General features: G+C 62.8%; 18 protein-coding genes, 2 tRNA genes and 1 pseudogene. 9 read left to right on the plus strand and 12 right to left on the minus strand.

Annotation, left to right across the window (positions count from 1 at the left end; genetic code table 11):
- Positions 1 to 13: 13 nt before the first annotated feature.
- Positions 14 to 619: a TetR/AcrR family transcriptional regulator gene (locus tag L8F45_RS22200; protein ID WP_342360015.1), complete on the minus strand. Its 606-nt coding sequence runs from the start codon at positions 617 to 619 to the stop codon at positions 14 to 16.
- 172 nt (positions 620 to 791) lie between these two features.
- Here L8F45_RS22200 and L8F45_RS22205 point away from each other — a divergent pair, with 172 nt between their 5' ends.
- Complete coding sequence (locus L8F45_RS22205; RefSeq protein ID WP_342360016.1) at positions 792 to 1,946, plus strand: aminotransferase; 1,155 nt, start codon at positions 792 to 794, stop codon at positions 1,944 to 1,946.
- A gap of 27 nt (positions 1,947 to 1,973) precedes the next feature.
- On the opposite strand, the gene L8F45_RS22210 is transcribed toward L8F45_RS22205, so the two are convergent.
- Positions 1,974 to 2,294 (minus strand): type II toxin-antitoxin system RelE/ParE family toxin, encoded by a 321-nt coding sequence (locus L8F45_RS22210; protein WP_342360017.1) that lies wholly within the window; start codon positions 2,292 to 2,294, stop codon positions 1,974 to 1,976.
- Positions 2,284 to 2,556 (minus strand): ribbon-helix-helix domain-containing protein, encoded by a 273-nt coding sequence (locus L8F45_RS22215; RefSeq protein ID WP_342360018.1) that lies wholly within the window; start codon positions 2,554 to 2,556, stop codon positions 2,284 to 2,286. The genes L8F45_RS22210 and L8F45_RS22215 overlap by 11 nt, the downstream gene beginning before the upstream one ends.
- A gap of 178 nt (positions 2,557 to 2,734) precedes the next feature.
- Between L8F45_RS22215 and L8F45_RS22220 the strand changes: the two genes are divergently transcribed.
- The gene (locus L8F45_RS22220) at positions 2,735 to 3,826 is read left to right on the plus strand and encodes a polyamine ABC transporter substrate-binding protein (RefSeq protein WP_342363541.1); all 1,092 of its coding nucleotides are present in this window, start codon (positions 2,735 to 2,737) and stop codon (positions 3,824 to 3,826) included.
- Between the two features lie 6 nt (positions 3,827 to 3,832).
- Here L8F45_RS22220 and L8F45_RS22225 read toward each other — a convergent pair.
- Positions 3,833 to 4,879, minus strand: a pseudogene (locus tag L8F45_RS22225) (arylamine N-acetyltransferase family protein).
- Here L8F45_RS22225 and aphA point away from each other — a divergent pair.
- A complete protein-coding gene (gene aphA, locus L8F45_RS22230) occupies positions 4,846 to 5,535 on the plus strand; it encodes an acid phosphatase AphA (RefSeq protein ID WP_342360019.1) in 690 nt (229 codons plus the stop codon). The pseudogene L8F45_RS22225 and the gene aphA sit on opposite strands and share 34 nt — an antisense overlap.
- Here the strand turns inward: aphA and L8F45_RS22235 are convergent.
- Together L8F45_RS22235 and L8F45_RS22240 are read right to left on the minus strand one after the other, a co-directional pair.
- A complete protein-coding gene (locus L8F45_RS22235; protein WP_342360020.1) occupies positions 5,516 to 5,818 on the minus strand; it encodes a chorismate mutase in 303 nt (100 codons plus the stop codon). The two genes, aphA and L8F45_RS22235, sit on opposite strands and share 20 nt — an antisense overlap.
- Positions 5,819 to 6,061: 243 nt before the next feature.
- Complete coding sequence (locus tag L8F45_RS22240; protein ID WP_342360021.1) at positions 6,062 to 7,399, minus strand: dihydroorotase; 1,338 nt, start codon at positions 7,397 to 7,399, stop codon at positions 6,062 to 6,064.
- A gap of 78 nt (positions 7,400 to 7,477) precedes the next feature.
- Here L8F45_RS22240 and ygfZ point away from each other — a divergent pair, with 78 nt between their 5' ends.
- From ygfZ to L8F45_RS22255, 3 genes are all read left to right on the plus strand, one after another.
- A complete protein-coding gene (ygfZ, locus tag L8F45_RS22245) occupies positions 7,478 to 8,332 on the plus strand; it encodes a CAF17-like 4Fe-4S cluster assembly/insertion protein YgfZ (protein WP_342360022.1) in 855 nt (284 codons plus the stop codon).
- 125 nt (positions 8,333 to 8,457) lie between these two features.
- Entirely contained in the window at positions 8,458 to 9,072 is a 615-nt protein-coding gene (locus L8F45_RS22250) for a DNA-3-methyladenine glycosylase I (RefSeq protein WP_342360023.1), read from the plus strand.
- A 245-nt stretch (positions 9,073 to 9,317) separates the two neighbouring features.
- Complete coding sequence (locus L8F45_RS22255; protein WP_342360024.1) at positions 9,318 to 9,929, plus strand: HD domain-containing protein; 612 nt, start codon at positions 9,318 to 9,320, stop codon at positions 9,927 to 9,929.
- On the opposite strand, the gene L8F45_RS22260 is transcribed toward L8F45_RS22255, so the two are convergent.
- Both L8F45_RS22260 and L8F45_RS22265 read right to left on the minus strand, forming a co-directional pair.
- Positions 9,926 to 10,204: a GIY-YIG nuclease family protein gene (locus L8F45_RS22260; RefSeq protein ID WP_425329950.1), complete on the minus strand. Its 279-nt coding sequence runs from the start codon at positions 10,202 to 10,204 to the stop codon at positions 9,926 to 9,928. The genes L8F45_RS22255 and L8F45_RS22260 overlap by 4 nt on opposite strands.
- A 69-nt stretch (positions 10,205 to 10,273) precedes the next feature.
- Positions 10,274 to 10,350: transfer RNA gene (locus tag L8F45_RS22265), tRNA-Pro, on the minus strand.
- A gap of 180 nt (positions 10,351 to 10,530) precedes the next feature.
- On the opposite strand from L8F45_RS22265, the gene L8F45_RS22270 reads away from it, so the two are divergent.
- Complete coding sequence (locus L8F45_RS22270) at positions 10,531 to 11,460, plus strand: histone deacetylase family protein (protein WP_342360025.1); 930 nt, start codon at positions 10,531 to 10,533, stop codon at positions 11,458 to 11,460.
- Between the two features lie 145 nt (positions 11,461 to 11,605).
- Here the strand turns inward: L8F45_RS22270 and msrA are convergent, their stop codons facing one another.
- Entirely contained in the window at positions 11,606 to 12,259 is a 654-nt protein-coding gene (gene msrA / locus L8F45_RS22275; RefSeq protein WP_342360026.1) for a peptide-methionine (S)-S-oxide reductase MsrA, read from the minus strand.
- Positions 12,260 to 12,483: 224 nt separating this feature from the next.
- On the minus strand, positions 12,484 to 12,804 hold the full coding sequence (locus tag L8F45_RS22280; RefSeq protein WP_342360027.1) for a hypothetical protein: 321 nt from the start codon (positions 12,802 to 12,804) through the stop codon (positions 12,484 to 12,486).
- A 223-nt stretch (positions 12,805 to 13,027) separates the two neighbouring features.
- On the opposite strand from L8F45_RS22280, the gene L8F45_RS22285 reads away from it, so the two are divergent.
- Positions 13,028 to 13,117: transfer RNA gene (locus L8F45_RS22285), tRNA-Ser, on the plus strand.
- 402 nt (positions 13,118 to 13,519) lie between these two features.
- On the opposite strand, the gene L8F45_RS22290 is transcribed toward L8F45_RS22285, so the two are convergent.
- Positions 13,520 to 14,617, minus strand: coding sequence for an aldo/keto reductase (locus tag L8F45_RS22290; RefSeq protein WP_342360028.1), 1,098 nt, complete (start codon positions 14,615 to 14,617; stop codon positions 13,520 to 13,522).
- 79 nt (positions 14,618 to 14,696) lie between these two features.
- Here L8F45_RS22290 and L8F45_RS22295 point away from each other — a divergent pair, with 79 nt between their 5' ends.
- Positions 14,697 to 15,299, plus strand: a complete 603-nt coding sequence (locus L8F45_RS22295; protein WP_342360029.1) for a TetR/AcrR family transcriptional regulator — start codon at positions 14,697 to 14,699, stop codon at positions 15,297 to 15,299.
- A gap of 245 nt (positions 15,300 to 15,544) precedes the next feature.
- Here the strand turns inward: L8F45_RS22295 and L8F45_RS22300 are convergent, their stop codons facing one another.
- Positions 15,545 to 16,198 (minus strand): hydrolase, encoded by a 654-nt coding sequence (locus L8F45_RS22300; protein ID WP_342360030.1) that lies wholly within the window; start codon positions 16,196 to 16,198, stop codon positions 15,545 to 15,547.
- Between the last annotated feature and the right edge of the window lie 135 nt (positions 16,199 to 16,333).

The following is a 16,333-nucleotide window of genomic DNA, read 5'->3' on the forward strand; positions in this document are numbered from 1 at the left end:
GGCTCGTTGGCGGTCAGCGGGAGGGACGCAGCGCGCGAAGGAGGAAGTCGACCATGGCGTTGGGGTCGGGCTTTTCCTTCTTGCGCTCGAACTGGGCGATGAGGGTGGGATGAAACAGGCCAGCGCAGGCGGCGAAGATCATCTTGCCGGCGATCTCGGTGTTGATGTCGGGATCGAAGTCGCCAGCGGCGACGCCTTCAGCGGCGATCTCGGCGAAATACTGCTTGAAGCGATCGCAGTGAGCCTCGATCGACTCCCAGCTCTCGTTCATGGCCACTTCGACCATGTCGTGGATGCGCTTCTCGTCGTTCAGCAGCCCTTTGTGGTGCTCATGCAGGCCAATGACCGTGGCGCGGAGCTTGTCCGGAGCGGAGAGCGGAGAGGCGAGCACCTTGCGGGCCTGCTCCTCGCTTTCCTCGCAGAGGCGACGGCAGATCGCGTCATTGATCGCGCCCTTGGAGGGGAAGAAGCGGTAAACGTTGGCCGGCGACATGCCGAGCTCGGCGGCGATGTCTGCGACCGCCGTCTTGGCGTAGCCAATACGCCGGAACAGCCCTTCGGCCACCGCCATGATGCGGCAGCGGGTCTCTTCCGGGCTTACTCTTGCGCGAACGCTCATCGACCTGCCTGACGACTGATTCTTGATAACTGATGATTTTTGAATTTCATCACAAGTCAGGCGTCAGGTCAACCGACGCCGCTGCGTCAGGCGGTCGCGGTCGCATTGAGGATCGGTCGGCGGGGAGCTAGACAGCCGTCCCCGGCCAAGCGCCGATTGAGGGAGCGCCGCCATGAACCCGATCTTTTCAGGGTTGCCGACCACCGTGTTCGAGGTGATGTCGCGGCTGGCGCGGGAGCATCAGGCGGTCAATCTCGGCCAGGGTTTTCCCGACGATCCCGGGCCCCTGGACGTGCGCCAGAAGGCCGCTCAGGCGGTCGTGGAGGGGTGGAATCAGTACCCGCCGATGATGGGCCTTCCGGAGCTCCGGACCGCCGTGGCGGCCCATTACGGCCATTGGCATGGCCTTTCGCTCGACCCCGAGCAGGAGATCATGATCACGTCGGGCGCGACCGAGGCGCTGGCCGGCGCGCTGATGGCCCTGATCGAGCCCGGCGACGAGGTCGTCCTCTTCCAGCCGATGTATGACGCCTATCTGCCGTTGGTGAAGCGCGCTGGCGGCGTGCCGAAATTCGTGACGCTGAAGCCGCCGCACTGGCGCTTTTCCGAAGACGATCTCAAGGCGGCCTTTTCCGAGAGAACGAAGGTCGTACTGTTCAACAATCCGCTCAATCCCGCCGGCGTCATCTATGCCCGTGAAGACCTCGAACTGCTCGCGCGCTTCTGCGTCGCCCATGGCGCGATCGCGGTTTGCGATGAGGTCTGGGAGCATGTGATCTTCGACAACCGCGACCATGTTCCGCTGATCACGCTGCCCGGCATGCGCGAGCTCACCGTGAAGATCGGCTCCGCCGGCAAGATCTTTTCACTGACGGGATGGAAAGTCGGCTTCGTCTGCGCCGCGCCAACGCTGATGAAGGTTCTCGCCAAGGCGCACCAGTTCCTGACCTTCACAACGCCGCCGAACCTGCAGGCCGCGGTGGCTTATGGCCTCGCGAAGGAGAATTCCTACTTCACCGGCATGCGCGCCGAATTCCAGCGCGCCCGCGACCGTTTCGCGACGGGGCTCACGGAACGCGGCTTCTCCGTGCTGCCGAGCGCCGGCACCTATTTCCTCAATGTCGATCTCGCTCCGATGGGCGAATACGACGACGTCGCTTTCTGTCAGCGGCTTGTCACCGCGCATGGCGTCGCGGCGATCCCCGTCTCCGCCTTCTACGCCGAGCAGCCAGTGACGACGGTGGCGCGCTTCTGCTTCGCCAAGACCGATGCGACGCTCGACGCCGCGCTGAAAAGGCTGGAGACGCTGAACGCGCGGGCGGCGTGAAGGCATTCAGCAGCGCAGCTTTCGAACCTATTCCTCGGCAGCGTCTTCAGCGCGAAGACCGCTTTCGAAATCCCGCCCGCCATAGGCGATCGTCACGATCTCGACTCGCGTCTTGAGCACGCGGAAGGCGATGGTCGCGCGCCGCTCGAAGCCGATCGTCCGGAGACCGGGAAGGAGATCATCTCTCCGCGTTCCCCGTTCGGGAAAATCCGCCAGCGCCAGGCAGGCCGCCTCGATCCGGTCGATATAACCCTGCGCGATCGTCAGGCCGGCCTGTTCGGCGATATATTCGTAAAGGGCGAACATATCCGCTTCGGCCTGCGGCCGAAAATAGACCTTATGCGCCACGCGCGGCCTTCGTCTTGCGGGCGTGGTGAGCGCGAAGCCTCTTGAAAACCTCGCTCGCCGGCGCGCTTGGGCGCTTGTCCGCCATTGCGGACGCGACCTTCACCCGCAGCAATTCTTCGAGCGCCGCATCTTCACGGTCGAGCGCGCGCAGAGCGTGGCGAAGAACCTCGCTCGCACTCGCATAACTCCCGGATTTGAGACGCCGGTCGAGACTCGCCTGCTGGCTTCCCAAGGTCACTGTGATGGGCTTGCTGGTTCGCATCGAACCCTCCGGCGCCCTTATATCACACTCAATGACACTGTCATACTTCCCGCCGCTGACCGCCCGTCCGATCCATGGGCGAGCGCGGCTTTTTCGCGCGGCGGACGCGTGTATTTCCGATTGAGCGCAGGCGGCGCTTTTCCTAACTTCGCCGCGCCCCAAATCCCGGAGCCGCCTGCTGATGAAACGTCTTGTTCTCGCCGCCGCCCTCGCCATTGCGAGCCTTTTGCCCGCCGCGGCGCAGGAGAAGGTCGTCAACGTCTATAACTGGTCCGACTATATCGACCCGAAGGTGCTGGAGGACTTCACCAGGGAGACCGGCATCAAGGTCGTCTATGACGTCTACGACAAGAACGAGACGCTTGAGGCGAGGCTGCTGGCGGGCAAGTCGGGTTACGACGTCGTTGTGCCATCGGCGACCTTCCTGCAGCGCTTCATCGAACAGAAGCTGCTCCTGCCGCTCGACGCCGCGAAGCTGCCGAACCTGAAGAACCAGTGGCCGGACGTGCAGAAGAACATCGCGGTCTATGATCCCGGCAACAAGTTCGCGGTCCCCTATATGTGGGGCACGGTCGGCATCGGCGTGAACGTCAAGAAGATCAAGGACGCGCTGGGAGCCGACCAGCCGCTCAACAGCTGGAATCTGCTCTTCGACGCCAAGCTCATCGCCAAGGCGAAAGCCTGCGGCGTGCATGTGCTCGATGCGCCCGAGGATGTGCTGCCGGCGTCCCTGCGCATGCTCAATCTCGACCCCAATTCAAAGAAGCCGGACGACATCCGCAAGGCCGCGGCGGCGTTGGTGAAGATCAGGACCAACGTGCGCAAATTCCACTCGTCCGAATACATCAACGCGCTCGCCAACGGCGACATCTGCATGGCGCTCGGCTATTCCGGCGACGTGCTGCAGGCGAAGAAGCGCGCGGAAGAAGCGAAGAACGGCGTCGAGATCGCCTACATCATTCCGCGCGAGGGCGCGCAGGTGGCGATCGATTCCTTCGCCATTCCCGCCGACGCGCCACACGCGGCCGAGGCGCACGCCTTCATCGACTACATGCTGCGGCCCGACGTGGCGGCGAAGAACGTCAATATGGTCGCCTACGCCTCCGGCAATCTCGCGGCGAAGACGCTGATCAAGCCGGAGATTCTCGCCGACAAGGGCGTCTATCCCGACGAGGAGACGATGAAGCGGCTGTTCACCATCACCACGATGGACGACAAGCTGCAGAAGGTCGCGACGCGTGAATGGACCCGCGTGACGACGGGGAAATAGGCGCCTCTAAGCAAAGAACGGATGCGGCGCGTCGCCCGTCCCTTTGGCTTTCATGATCGCGACGCACCGGTCGATTTCTTCGTCGGTCATGTTCAATGCGAATTCGCCGCGCAGCGTTTCACGAAATTCGGAGTCTGTCGTCAGCCAGCGCTTCTCCGCGCGCCCGTCCGCGTCGCGGATCGTCACGCGCGCATTGTACATCGTGATCCGCGTTCTGTCCGGTCCCGGTCGCGCTGCGATGATATTGCCCTGATAGGGCGTGTCCGGATGCGTTCCGGTGTACCAATTGCAGATATCATACTCGCCGTCATAGCGCGGATAGGGAATGACTCTGTAGATGTGCTCCCAGCCATGCTTCAAGCGCGCCTGAAGCGTCAGTTCGCCGCCGACATCGATAAAGCGCATGACCCCATGCGGCGTCTCCTGCTCGATATGGGGCTCAAGCCGCAGCGCGCATGTAGGAGCAAGGTTTCCGAAGCCGACGTCGGCAAGAAAGCGTCCGTCCGGCAGTTCGACCTGCAACAGCATGTGAATGGCCGGACGCGGCGCGTCGATTTCAAGCCCGCGCACGACGCGGCCCTACAGGCTTGTGATGCTGTAGCCGAGCGACCGAAGTCCCTCCCGAAAAAGCATGTTCTGTTCGAAACAATATCCGCCGCGCCGGCCCGCGATCATCTTGCGCTGAAGAGCGGGGACATCGAGCTTCGGCGGCCGGCCGAGCATGATGTCGAGAGTTTCGTAAGAGATTGCGTGCGCGTGCGCGAAAATAAGCCCGTTCAGGGTCGCAAGATCAGGCGCGCCGAAGCCAGAATAGCCTATGCGTTGAAGCCAGGCGTCCCGATCGAATTCGGCATGTGGCATCGCGACCGCCCCGGCCTGCTGCGCGCGCAGCCATATTGCCAGTCTTTGGCGCCCGGCGACAAGGGAGGCGCCGAATAGCGAACTCGGAAACCACTGTTTATTGACAATCTCCGCCCAAGACCGCAATTTTATAGCCGGCAAATTAAGGGGGAGATCGAATGAGTTGCCGCCGCAGGGTGATCGCGTCCGCATTTGCGCTCGCGCTGATGTCAGGGCCGGCGCTTGCCGATGCGTCCAATCTCTATCCCGGCGTCACCATCGACCAGATGCTGCATGTGGCGCCGGTCCACTGGGTGTCGGTCGATCAGATCGAAGCGAGCCTCGAGGGAAAGCCGCCCATGGTCGTCGGCTTTGACGTCGATGACACCGTGCTCTTTTCAAGTCCGTGCTTCTATTATGGCCAGCGCAAATATTCGCCGGGCAGCGAGGCCTATCTCAAGAACATCGAGTTCTGGAAAGAGATCAATGCGGGCTGCGACAAATATTCGATTCCCAAGGAAGTCGCGCGCAAGCTGATCGACATGCATCAGAAGCGTGGCGATGACATCTATTTCATCACTGGCCGCACCTACACCGACGGCGAGAAGCTGAGCGAAATCATCGAGCAGACTTTCGCGATCAAAAGCATGCACAAGGTCGTCTTCACCGCAGGCAGCGAGGAAAAGACCTCCTTCATGCGCCAGCATGCGATCAAGATCTATTATGGCGACGCGGATGGCGACATGCGGCAGGCGAAGGAGGTCGGCGCCAGGCCGATCCGCGTCCTGCGCGCCTCGAATTCGACCTACAAGCCGATGCCGAAGAACGGCTCCTTCGGCGAGGAAGTGATCATCGATTCGGCGCAGTAGCCGCGGCGATCTCGTGATGCCGGATCACCTCCTTCACGATGAAAGAGAGAAATTTTTCCGCGAAGTCGGGGTCGAGTCGCGCGTCCTCCGCCAGCGCGCGCAACCGATCCACCTGCTCCTTCTCCCTGGCGAGGTCGGCTGGCGGCAGGGAATGAGCGGCTTTCAGCGAGCCCACCTGTTTTGTGATCTTGAAACGCTCGGACAACAGATAAACCAGCGCCGCATCGATGTTATCGATGCTTGAGCGCAGGCGCGCCAACTCGGCTGGAACGGCTTTCGGCATGGAGGCTTTTCCATTGCGGCTTTCACAAAGCGACAATCATACGAATGCGACGCGCGCAATCACTTCAGCTTGCGAATCGCCGCGATCTTCAGAATGCGGCGCGCATTGACGCCGGAAATCATACCCGCGAGTGATCGATCGCTTCGATGGCTACGACGCGCGAGTGGACCCGCATGACGATGGGCAAGCGATCGGATGGAACCGAACGAAGCGGCCCGGCGGCCTCATTCGCAAATCAAAAACTCACTGCGCCGCAAGCGTTTCCGCAAATCTGACAGCGCGCCCCTGAGATGGCGTCGCGATTTCGGCCTCCCACATCACGCGCCTGCCGCGAATCACGGTTCCGACCGGCCAACCCGTCACCGTCACGCCGTCATAGGGCGTCCAGCCGCAGCGCGAGCCGATCCATTCATTGCGAATGGTCTCGCGGCGCTTCAGATCGACGATCGTCACGTCAGCGTCATAGCCGACCGCGAGCCGGCCCTTGCGCGCGATGTTGAACAGGCGCTGCGGACCGGCGCTCGTCATGTCGACGAAGCGCTCCAGCGTGAGCCTGCCTGCATTCACATGATCGAGCATGATGGGCACGAGCGTCTGCACGCCGGTCATGCCGGAATGGGTGTCGGGATAGGAATGCTCCTTCTCCTCGCGCGCATGCGGCGCGTGATCGGAGCCGAGGATATCGGCCACGCCCTGGCGCAGTCCCTCCCATATCCCTGCGCGATGCGCTTCATCGCGCACCGGCGGGTTCATCTGGGCGTAGGCGCCGAGCCGCTGATAGCAATCGGGCGCAACAAGCGTGAGATGATGCGGCGTCACCTCGCAGGAGGAGACATCCTTGTGATGAGCGAGAAATCTCATCTCGTCGGCGGTGGAGATATGCAGCACATGGATGCGCGCGCCGGTCTCGCGCGCGATGCGCACGAGCCGTTCGGTGCAGCGCATCGCCACCTCGGGCGAACGCCAGACGGGATGGGAGGAGGGATCGCCTTTCACTCTGAGATGCGCGCGCTCGCGCAGCATCTGCTCATCCTCGGAATGGAACGCGGCGCGTCGCCTCACCTGCGACAGGATCGCGCGCACGCCTGGATCATCCTCGACCAGCAGCGTGCCTGTCGAAGAGCCCATGAACACCTTGATGCCCGCCGCGCCCGGCAGCCGCTCGAGATCGCGCAATTCGCCGACATTCTCATGGGTGCCGCCGACCCAGAAGGCGAAGTCGCAATGCATGCGGTTCGTGGCGCGCGCGATCTTGCCGGCGAGCGTGTCCGCCGATGTCGTGAGCGGATTGGTGTTCGGCATCTCGAACACGGCGGTGACGCCGCCGAGCACCGCCGCGCGCGATCCCGTTTCAAGGTCCTCCTTGTGGGTCAGGCCGGGCTCGCGGAAATGGACCTGCGTGTCCATCACGCCGGGCAAGAGGTGCAGGCCCTTGCAGTCGATGCGCTCGCCAGCGGAGGCCTGTGAGAGATCGCCGATATAGGCGATGCGGTCGCCCTCGATGCCGATGTCGGAGAGGTGGCGGCCGTCCTGATTGACCACGGTTCCGCCGGAGAGAATGAGATCGTAGGTCTGAGGCATGGGACGGCCCGGGCTTGTGAGGCGGATGACGGGCGAATACGTACCGACTGTCCGTCCCGCAAGTCAGAAGCGCGCGCCATGCCCACCGCCTATCTCTCCGACCGTGGCGTCGTGCGCGTTTCCGGCGCCGAAGCGCGGGACTGGCTCAACAATCTCGTCACCTGCGATGTCGCGGGCGTGAAGCCGGGCCTTGGCCGCTTGGGCGCTCTGCTCACGCCGCAGGGCAAGATTCTCGTCGATTTCCTGCTGACGGAGAGCGCCGACGGCGATTTCCTGATCGACGCGCCGCGCGCGCTCATCGCTGATTTCTTCAAGCGGCTCACGATGTACCGCCTGCGCGCCAAGATCGCGATCGACGATCTCTCGGGATCGCATGGCGTCATCGCCGCGTGGGGAGAGAGCCACGTTGACGATGGCGTCCGCTTTGCCGATCCGCGCGCGGCGGAGCTCGGCCTGCGCGTCATTGCGGAGCGCGCGACAGCCGAGGCGCATCCGGACGCGCAGTCGTACCACGCCCATCGGATCGCTCTCGGCATTCCCGAAGGCGGCAAGGATTTCGCCTATGGCGACGCGTTCCCGCACGAGGCCGACATGGACCAGCTCGGCGGCGTTGACTTCAAGAAGGGCTGCTATGTCGGGCAGGAGGTGGTGAGCCGCATGCAGCATCGCGGCTCCGGCGGGCGCACGCGCATCGTGCCGGTGATCTATGAAGGCGGTTTTGCGCCCACCGAAGGCGTCGAGGCGAAGGCCGGCGACAAGGTGATCGGCGCCACGGGCTCGCAGGCGAACGGGCGCGGCCTTGCGAAGCTTCGCCTTGATCGCGTCGAAGACGCGCTGAAGGCGGGCGAAACGCTCAGCGCCGGCGGCGTGCCCTTCACGCTGGCGAAGCCGGCCTGGGCGACGTTCGCGTTTCCGGGTGAGCCGGCGACATAATTTGCAACCTCCAACGCGCGTCATCACCGGGCTTGACCCGGTGATCCAGACCGGAGGACATCTCGCAACGATGAACTGGATCGCCGGGTCAAGCCCGGCGATGACATCTGGATATATTTTGAGCCATGCCTCCGCCCCGCGAAGACCTCATCACGCATGAAGACGGCAAGGCGCGCTGCGGCTGGCCTGGCGTCGATCCTTTCTATGTCAGATATCACGACGAGGAATGGGGCGTGCCCGAACGCGATTCGCGCGCGCTGTTCGAGAAACTGCTGCTCGACGGATTCCAGGCCGGGCTCTCCTGGATCACCATCCTGCGCAAGCGCGACAATTTCCGGAAGGCGTTCGTCGGGTTCGAGCCCGAGAAGATCGTGCGCTTCACGCCGAAGAAAATTGAATCGCTGATGCAGAATGAAGGCATCGTGCGCAACCGGATGAAGATCGAAGGCTCCATTCCGAGCGCGAAGGCGTATCTCAAGATCGAGGAGCGCGAGGGCTTCTCGAATTATCTCTGGAAATATTTCGACGGCCGCGCGCAGCAGAACAGCTACACGAAACTCAAACAGGTGCCGGCGGAAACGCCTCTGTCGCAGCGCATTTCAAAAGACCTGAAGAAGGAGGGCTTCACCTTCTGCGGGCCGACGATCGTCTACGCCTTCATGCAGGCGACCGGCTTCTACAACGACCATCTCGTCGGTTGCTTCAGGCATGACGAGGTGGCGAAGCTGGCGGAGAGATGAAAATTCGAATCCGTTCTCGCTGTTTTCGCGCCGCCTCCCTCCCCGCTTGCGGAGGGAGGGGGGTGGGGCGTGGAGATGCGCAATGGGCGCATCAGCAATTGTCGCGCGATCAAAATGAAACTCTGGCGTCACTCCCCCCACCCTCACCCTCCCCACCGCAAGCGGGGGGAGGGAGGCGGCGACATGCGCATTTTATTTCGGCTCGCTCGCGGATTCGGCCTCCGTAACCGAAGGCGCGTCACACCATGAAAGCAACAGCCCCACGCGCATGGCAGCGCATGCTGTCGGGGCGGCGGCTCGATCTCCTCGATCCCTCGCCGCTCGACATCGAGATCGAGGACATCGCGCACGGGCTTGCGCGCGTCGCGCGCTGGAACGGCCAGACGAAGGGGCCGCATATCTATTCCGTCGCGCAGCATTCGCTGCTGGTCGAGTCGATCGCCAATGCGCTCGCGCCCGAGATGAGCGACCGATGGCGTCTCACCATCCTGCTGCATGACGCGCCGGAATATGTGATCGGCGACATGATCTCGCCGTTCAAGGCGGTGCTGGGCGATGGCTATCGCGGCGTCGAGAAGCGTCTGCTCTCCGCCATCCATCTGCGCTTCGGCCTGAAGCCGGAGACGCCGAAGGTCGTCTACGCCCTGATGAAGCGCGCCGACTCCATGTCGGCCTTTCTCGAAGCCACGCGGCTTGCCGGCTTCTCGATCGAGGAGGCGAACGGCTTCTTCACGCGGCCGGAGAAGCTGCCGAAATCGGTATTCACGCTGCTGGAGCCCTGGACCGCCGGTGAGGCGGAGCAGCGGTTTCTGGCGAGATTTGCGGAGGTCGCGGGAGAGGGCGCACAGGAAAATTAGAAGTGGCGCTTGGCGAAGGCGCGGCCTGACGCGGATTTCAGATAGAGTTCAAATGCGTCAGCTTTGTCATGATCCGAAAATGCGAGGTATCCGACAAGCTCCCAGGGGACGAACTTCTTCGTGTGACCTTCCTGACCACTATTATGCTCTCGAAGCCGCTTTTTCAGGTCAATCGTCGCGCCAACATAGTAGCGGTCGGGATAGGACGCGCTTCGAAGCATGTAGACATACTTCATCCAGCCCGCCTTCGCGCCTTCGGCGCTTCGTCGTGGCATCCGCTTCGCCGCTACGGCCTTGTCACGCCGTAGCTAAATTTTGGCGAAGCCAAAATTTGCGAAGGCGGATGGTCGGAGTGGCAGGATTTGAACCTGCGACCCCTACGTCCCGAACGTAGTGCTCTACCAGGCTGAGCCACACTCCGACCGAAGGCCCAGCCGTAACGGGTTACGCGGCGGGCGAGCGGGCTTATAGCCATCGAGTTGGGCGGTCGCAAGGCCGGTTGCAAGGGATCGTCCTGCGCCGGATCAATCCTGTGCGGCGACCATTGGACAGACCGAAAAGCCGCCGCCATCATCGCGAAAACCACGGAGATTTGAGGCGCGTGACCACCCTCCTCGTCACTCATCCGGCCGGGTTCGATCACCGCACGCCGCAAGGTCACCCTGAGCGGCCGGATCGGCTGCGGGCGGTCGAGGAGGCGCTTAATGCAGAATCGTTCGCCCTCCTGCGGAGAGAGCTTGCGCCGCTGGGCACCCGCGAGGCGCTGCTGCGCGTCCATCCCGAATATTACGTCCAGGCCATCGCCGAAGCCTCGCCAAACGAGGGGCTGGTGCAGATCGACGCCGACACCATCATGTCTCCGGGCAGCAACGAGGCGGCGCTGCGCGCGGTTGGCGGCGCGAACTTCGCCATCGACGAGGTGATCGGCGGAAAGGCCGCGAACGCCTTCGTCGCCATGCGTCCACCCGGCCACCACGCCGAGCGCGAGCGCGCCATGGGCTTCTGCATTTACTCCACCGCCGCCATTGCCGCGCGGCACGCGCAGGCGGTCCACGGGCTCGGCCGCGTCGCGATCGTCGACTGGGACGTGCATCACGGCAACGGCACGCAGGACGTGTTCTGGGACGATTCGAGCGTGCTCTACTGCTCGACGCACCAGATGCCGCTCTATCCCGGCAGCGGCGCGCGGCAGGAGCGCGGCGCGCATGACACCATCGTCAATGCGCCGCTGAGGCCCGGCGACAAAGGCGATCAGTTCCGCGACGCGTTCGAGACGTCGATCCTGCCGCGCGTGAATGATTTCGCGCCCGACCTCATCATCATCTCGGCCGGCTTCGACGCGCATTGGCGCGATCCGCTCGCCAACCTGATGCTGGTGGAAGACGATTTCGCCTGGGCGACGGGGAAACTGCTCGACCTCGCGGGCAAACATGCGAAAGGCCGCATCGTGTCGCTTCTGGAGGGCGGCTACGATCTCGAAGGGCTGGGCAAATCAGCAGCGGCGCATGTGGCGACGCTGATGGGACGTTAGCGCTCTTCGTCATCCCGTGCGCGCTGCAACGTGAAACGTTGCTGCGCAGACACGGGACCTTCTGCAGAATGAGCTTGATCGGCGCGAGGTCCCGGGGTCTGCATCGCATCACTGGCGTGCTGCGATGCGCCCGGGATGACGCGTGCTAAGCCGCCACTCCCGTGCCGATCGGGCAAGACACGCCGGTGCCGCCAAGGCCGCAATAGCCCGCCGGATTCTTGGCGAGATACTGCTGGTGATAATCCTCGGCGTAATAGAACGGCGGCGCGTCGACGATTTCCGTCGTCACGGGACCATAGCCCTTTGTCGCCAGCGCCGCGCCATAGGCCTTCTTCGAGGCTTCGGCGGCGGCGCGCTGCGCAGCGCTCGTGACATAGATCCCCGAGCGGTACTGCGTGCCGATATCGTTGCCCTGGCGCATGCCCTGCGTCGGGTCGTGGCTTTCCCAGAACGTCTTCAGCACCTCGTCGAGCGAGACCTTCTTCGGATCGAACACGACCTTCACCACCTCGTTGTGGCCGGTGAGACCCGAGCAGACCTCCTCATAGGTGGGATTCGGCGTCACACCCGCCTGATAGCCCACGGCGGTGACATACACGCCGGGAAGCTGCCAGAACTTGCGCTCCGCGCCCCAGAAACAGCCGAGGCCAAAATAGATCGTCTCCAGCCCGGCAGGCGTTTCGCCTTTCAGCAGCTGACCGTTGACGAAATGGGTCGTGGCGGTCGGGATCGCCTCGGCGCGGCCGGGAAGGGCGGTCGCGGCGGTCGGCATTTCGAGCTTCTTCCTGAAGAACTGCATGGCGGCTCCTTGGTTACACCGAGATATAAGCGATCCCGGCGGTTTTCGCAGCGTCGCTCCGCATCACGCCTGCGTCAGGTGAGATCACGCCGCACTTTGATTGAATCAATCAAAGTGCGGGAACGTGATCGATTCCAGAAATTTGGAGCATGGCTCTTGCAGAGCGAACGCTTGCGCTCGTCTCGGAAAAACCGGTTCCCACTTTTTCGCGCCATGTTCCACCATTATCGAGGGGCGAAACCGATCGTTGGCGCCGGCTTACGGCCGATCCAGAGCAGAATCACGCCGAGGATTCCCAGCACGGCGAAGGCGGGCTGCTCGAACAGCGGCCCCAGCGCATAGGGCCAGAGCAGGGGATGGATGTTGCGCGTCACCGCGGGCTCGATCTGGGGGTAGATCGCGGGGAAGAGCGAGTTCGCGAGGACGCCGAGCGGCTGGAAGGCGAAGGCGCCGGTCGCGATGAAGCGCACGCCGTCGAGCACCACGGCGACGAAGCCGGCGGACAGGGAGAGGAAGCCGATCAGGCGGATAAACGCGCGGATCATTCGGCTCTATGTGCGGCGGCCGGCGCAATTGCGCCAGCCTGCCCAGCCGCCGGCAAAGAGGCGGCTTGCAAGGTCGGGCGCGGGCGGCCATAAGCGCGCCCGAATGCGGGCGCCTTCGGGCGCCATGCACGGACAGGTGGCCGAGTGGTTGAAGGCGCACAGCGCCGGCTCCGCCGGCGCGTCCTTGATAAAATTCGCGTGCGCCTTCATCAGGCGTGCGCACGGACAGGTGGCCGAGTGGTTGAAGGCGCACGCCTGGAAAGTGTGTATACGGGGAACCGTATCGCGGGTTCGAATCCCGCCCTGTCCGCCAAACACCGCCGACCAAGACATTCAACGGACCTGATCGTGCAACCGCGAGCCGGACATTCTGCGCGAACAAAACCATGTCGCAGATTTCGGGATTTTGCGACAACTTCGACAGCGGAACGAGGTTTGTGTCGTCGTTGGTTTAATCGGCCATCTTAGAAGCAAAAACCGCTTGCGGGCCGCTACGAGTGGCTATCTGGCGCGACCTACGACCCTAGAGCATGGCGCGAAAAAGTGGATACCGGTTTTTCCGCGACGAACGCTGGCGTTCGCGCTGCAAAAGCCATGCTCTAAGTTTTTGGAATCGATCACGTTCCCGCATTTTGATTGATTCAATCAAAATGCGGCGTGATCTGGCGTCTCGATAAAGACACTCAGGCCGATACCGATTGATCCTAAGTTGTCGTCAGCTTGCTGGCCGCTCGTGGGGCGGCGTGCTCCTATCACCATGCGCCGGCCACCCGTTGGCGTCCGCCCTGAAGCCAGTCGCAGCTTCCGCGGCCCGGGCGAGCACCGCCGGATCGGACACGCCCTGATGATCTCGTCGTGGCGTATAAGGCGCCTCTAGTCGTTTGGCTTCATCGTCCGTCAGCGTGATCGAGAGCGAAGCAACTGCATCAACGATGTGCTTCGTTCTGAGCGACCCCACGATCGATGCGGCGACAATCGGATTGCGGCGCAGCCAACCAAGCGCGATCTGCGCCTGGCTCACTCCACGTTCTGCCGCTATGGCGGCGACCGTCTCGATGATCTTGCGATCGCTGTCTGTGGTTGCTTCATTCTGTTCCGCGCCGGTGGGCTCCGATTGCGAACGCTCGGTCGTCGTTCCCCAAGGGCGCGCGAGGCGGCCACGCGCGAGCGGGCTGTAGATGATCGCCTGCACGCCTTCATCCGCGCAAAGCGGCAGCATCTCGCGCTCCTCTTCGCGAGCGAGCAGGTTGTAATTATCCTGCATCGATACGAAGCGCGCCCAGCCGTTCGCTTTCTGCAAGTGCAGCGCCTTGCTGAACTCCCAGGCCTTCATCGACGACGCACCGAGATAGCGCACCTTGCCCATCTTCACGAGATCATGGAGCGCCTCCAGCGTCTCCTCCCATGGCGTGCGCTGGTCGCGGCGGTGGATCTGATAAAGATCGATATGGTCGACGCCGAGCCGCCTGAGGCTATGGTCAATTTCGGTCATGATCGCCTTGCGCGATAGGCCCATTGCATTTGGCCCGTCGCGCATCGGCGCCGCCAGCTTGGTGGTGATGACTATCGCGTCACGATTGGCGAAGTCCCTCAGCGCCCGGCCGAGGATTTCCTCGCTGCTGCCGACAGAATAGAGGTTTGCGGTGTCGAAGAAATTGATGCCCTGCTCAATTGCGTGGCGGATCACCGGCCGACTGGCCTCCTCGTCGAGCGACCAAGCCGGGTGACCACGCGACGGGTCGCCGAACCCCATACAGCCGATGCAGATCGGGGACACGTCGAGGCCCGTGTCGCCAAGCTTGACGTATTGCATCTTCTTCTCCCTGCCATGATAAATGGACGACTCTCCGGTTACAACTCTTACCGGAGAACTCTCCGCTTAGGCAAGGCCAATGAAGGACGACAAGGATAAGCTGCGCGCAGACGCTCAGGCCAACCGCGACCGTATCCTTGATGTGGCGCGCGATGCGTTCGTCGCCGATCCCCAGACATCACTGAATGCGATCGCCAAGGCGGCCGGGGTCGGTCCGGGCACATTTTATCGACACTTCCCGAGCCGCGAGGCCTTGCTGGCGGGCGTTTATCACAAGGAAATCCGGGGATTGGTCGATCTCGCGCCCGCGCTGCTGGATGCACACCCGCCGTTACTCGCCCTCGGGGCATGGTGCGATCGGTTCGCACAGCTTGGCAGCATGAAGCACGGCGTCGGCGACACGCTGCGAGCCGTCGTATCCGATCAGGATCTCCGGGAAACCTTCCGGCTCCTGACAGAAGCCGTCCGCTGCCTCATGGCCGCCTGCGAGAATACCAGCAGCATCCGGCGCGGCGCGAACCCGGAAGATGTGCTGGTGCTTCTCTCCAGCGTTCTGCGAATTGCCCCTTCCGCCGCAGGGAAGCGGCAGGCAGAGCGCATCATCACTCTCATCCTGCGGGGACTGGGCGCCGATGAATTGTCGGAGGAAGAAGCGCCTTCCTCGCAAGCCACTCACTCTTAAGACGGTGCCCTAGGTGTCTAACGCAGACACAGTTCTCATCTTCATCGTTCACGGCCCGCCATCTGCCGCTCACCGTGCGCCGCACAAGTTGACTTATATATCAATGAGACAGGCGGCCGCGCGACATGTCATGGTTCCCGCGCTCCGACCTGGATAGCCCTTCCTGTCGAGAGGGATGACGAGGCTCGATAAGCAGCGAGATTTCCGCAACGCGCCATCCAAGATTCTCATCACCCCCGCTCGGCTCAGCCTGCGGCGATCGGCGCCGGCGTGTTGAGCAACTGCTGCTCCCACAGATATGCGATGCCGCTGCCGCTGAAGTGCTGGATAAGAATCTCGGTCAGCTCCTCGACATGCTCGGTGCGCGCCCAATCACGTTGCCATTCGCCGGCGAGCGCCATCACGGTCATCACGTTCGCGCCGGCCGCGATCATTCGCTGGATGGCGACTTCGTGAGACTCCTTCGAAATCCCGCCAGACGCGTCGGTGATCACGGTCACGTCCCAACCTTCGCCGGCGGCCTGGATGACAGGCATTGCGACGCAGACCTCGGTCCACAGGCCGGCGATGATCAGCTGCTTGCGGCCGGTCGCCTTGACGACGCTCACCACATTCTCGTCCTGCCAAGTGTTCACCCAGGTGCGATCGATGACTTCCTGGTTCGGAAATACGTCGGTGATCTGCTTAAAGAGAAGTCCACCGCGCGCCGCGATCACGCTGGTGAGAATGGTCGGAACATTGAAGGCTTTTGCTAGCTTGGCCAGCGCGGTCGTGTAGTTGACCACAGCTTGCGGATCGTGGCTGTTGAGGTTTGCGAGCTGATAAGGCTGGTGATCGATCAGAACGAGCACCGAGTCTTCGGGACGAAGAAGCGAAGCAAGACCGTTACGGAAGCTCATTATCACATCCTTTCTGCCGCCTATGAGCGGCATTCGTTTGCGGGAGACATGCGCCAGGGGCGGCGTTGCCTTCAGCTGGTATTTGTCGTTCCCATTCGAGATGCAGTAGCGCCCTCTTGCGGCAAGCTGCGTCGC

Origin of the sequence: Terrirubrum flagellatum (assembly GCF_022059845.1) — a bacterium.
In the GTDB taxonomy this organism is placed as follows: Bacteria; Pseudomonadota; Alphaproteobacteria; order Rhizobiales; family Beijerinckiaceae; genus Terrirubrum; species Terrirubrum flagellatum.

Excerpts from the sequence above, each read along its gene's own strand:
- L8F45_RS22200 (WP_342360015.1), bottom strand. The coding sequence starts at position 619 with ATGAGCGTTCGCGCAAGAGTAAGCCCGGAAGAGACCCGCTGCCGCATC.
- L8F45_RS22205 (WP_342360016.1), top strand. The coding sequence starts at position 792 with ATGAACCCGATCTTTTCAGGGTTGCCGACCACCGTGTTCGAGGTGATG.
- L8F45_RS22215 (WP_342360018.1), bottom strand. The coding sequence starts at position 2,556 with ATGCGAACCAGCAAGCCCATCACAGTGACCTTGGGAAGCCAGCAGGCG.
- aphA (WP_342360019.1), top strand. The coding sequence starts at position 4,846 with ATGAGTTGCCGCCGCAGGGTGATCGCGTCCGCATTTGCGCTCGCGCTG.
- L8F45_RS22235 (WP_342360020.1), bottom strand. The coding sequence starts at position 5,818 with ATGCCGAAAGCCGTTCCAGCCGAGTTGGCGCGCCTGCGCTCAAGCATC.
- L8F45_RS22240 (WP_342360021.1), bottom strand. The coding sequence starts at position 7,399 with ATGCCTCAGACCTACGATCTCATTCTCTCCGGCGGAACCGTGGTCAAT.
- ygfZ (WP_342360022.1), top strand. The coding sequence starts at position 7,478 with ATGCCCACCGCCTATCTCTCCGACCGTGGCGTCGTGCGCGTTTCCGGC.
- L8F45_RS22250 (WP_342360023.1), top strand. The coding sequence starts at position 8,458 with ATGCCTCCGCCCCGCGAAGACCTCATCACGCATGAAGACGGCAAGGCG.
- L8F45_RS22255 (WP_342360024.1), top strand. The coding sequence starts at position 9,318 with ATGAAAGCAACAGCCCCACGCGCATGGCAGCGCATGCTGTCGGGGCGG.
- L8F45_RS22260 (WP_425329950.1), bottom strand. The coding sequence starts at position 10,204 with ATGCCACGACGAAGCGCCGAAGGCGCGAAGGCGGGCTGGATGAAGTAT.
- msrA (WP_342360026.1), bottom strand. The coding sequence starts at position 12,259 with ATGCAGTTCTTCAGGAAGAAGCTCGAAATGCCGACCGCCGCGACCGCC.
- L8F45_RS22280 (WP_342360027.1), bottom strand. The coding sequence starts at position 12,804 with ATGATCCGCGCGTTTATCCGCCTGATCGGCTTCCTCTCCCTGTCCGCC.
- L8F45_RS22290 (WP_342360028.1), bottom strand. The coding sequence starts at position 14,617 with ATGCAATACGTCAAGCTTGGCGACACGGGCCTCGACGTGTCCCCGATC.
- L8F45_RS22295 (WP_342360029.1), top strand. The coding sequence starts at position 14,697 with ATGAAGGACGACAAGGATAAGCTGCGCGCAGACGCTCAGGCCAACCGC.
- L8F45_RS22300 (WP_342360030.1), bottom strand. The coding sequence starts at position 16,198 with ATGAGCTTCCGTAACGGTCTTGCTTCGCTTCTTCGTCCCGAAGACTCG.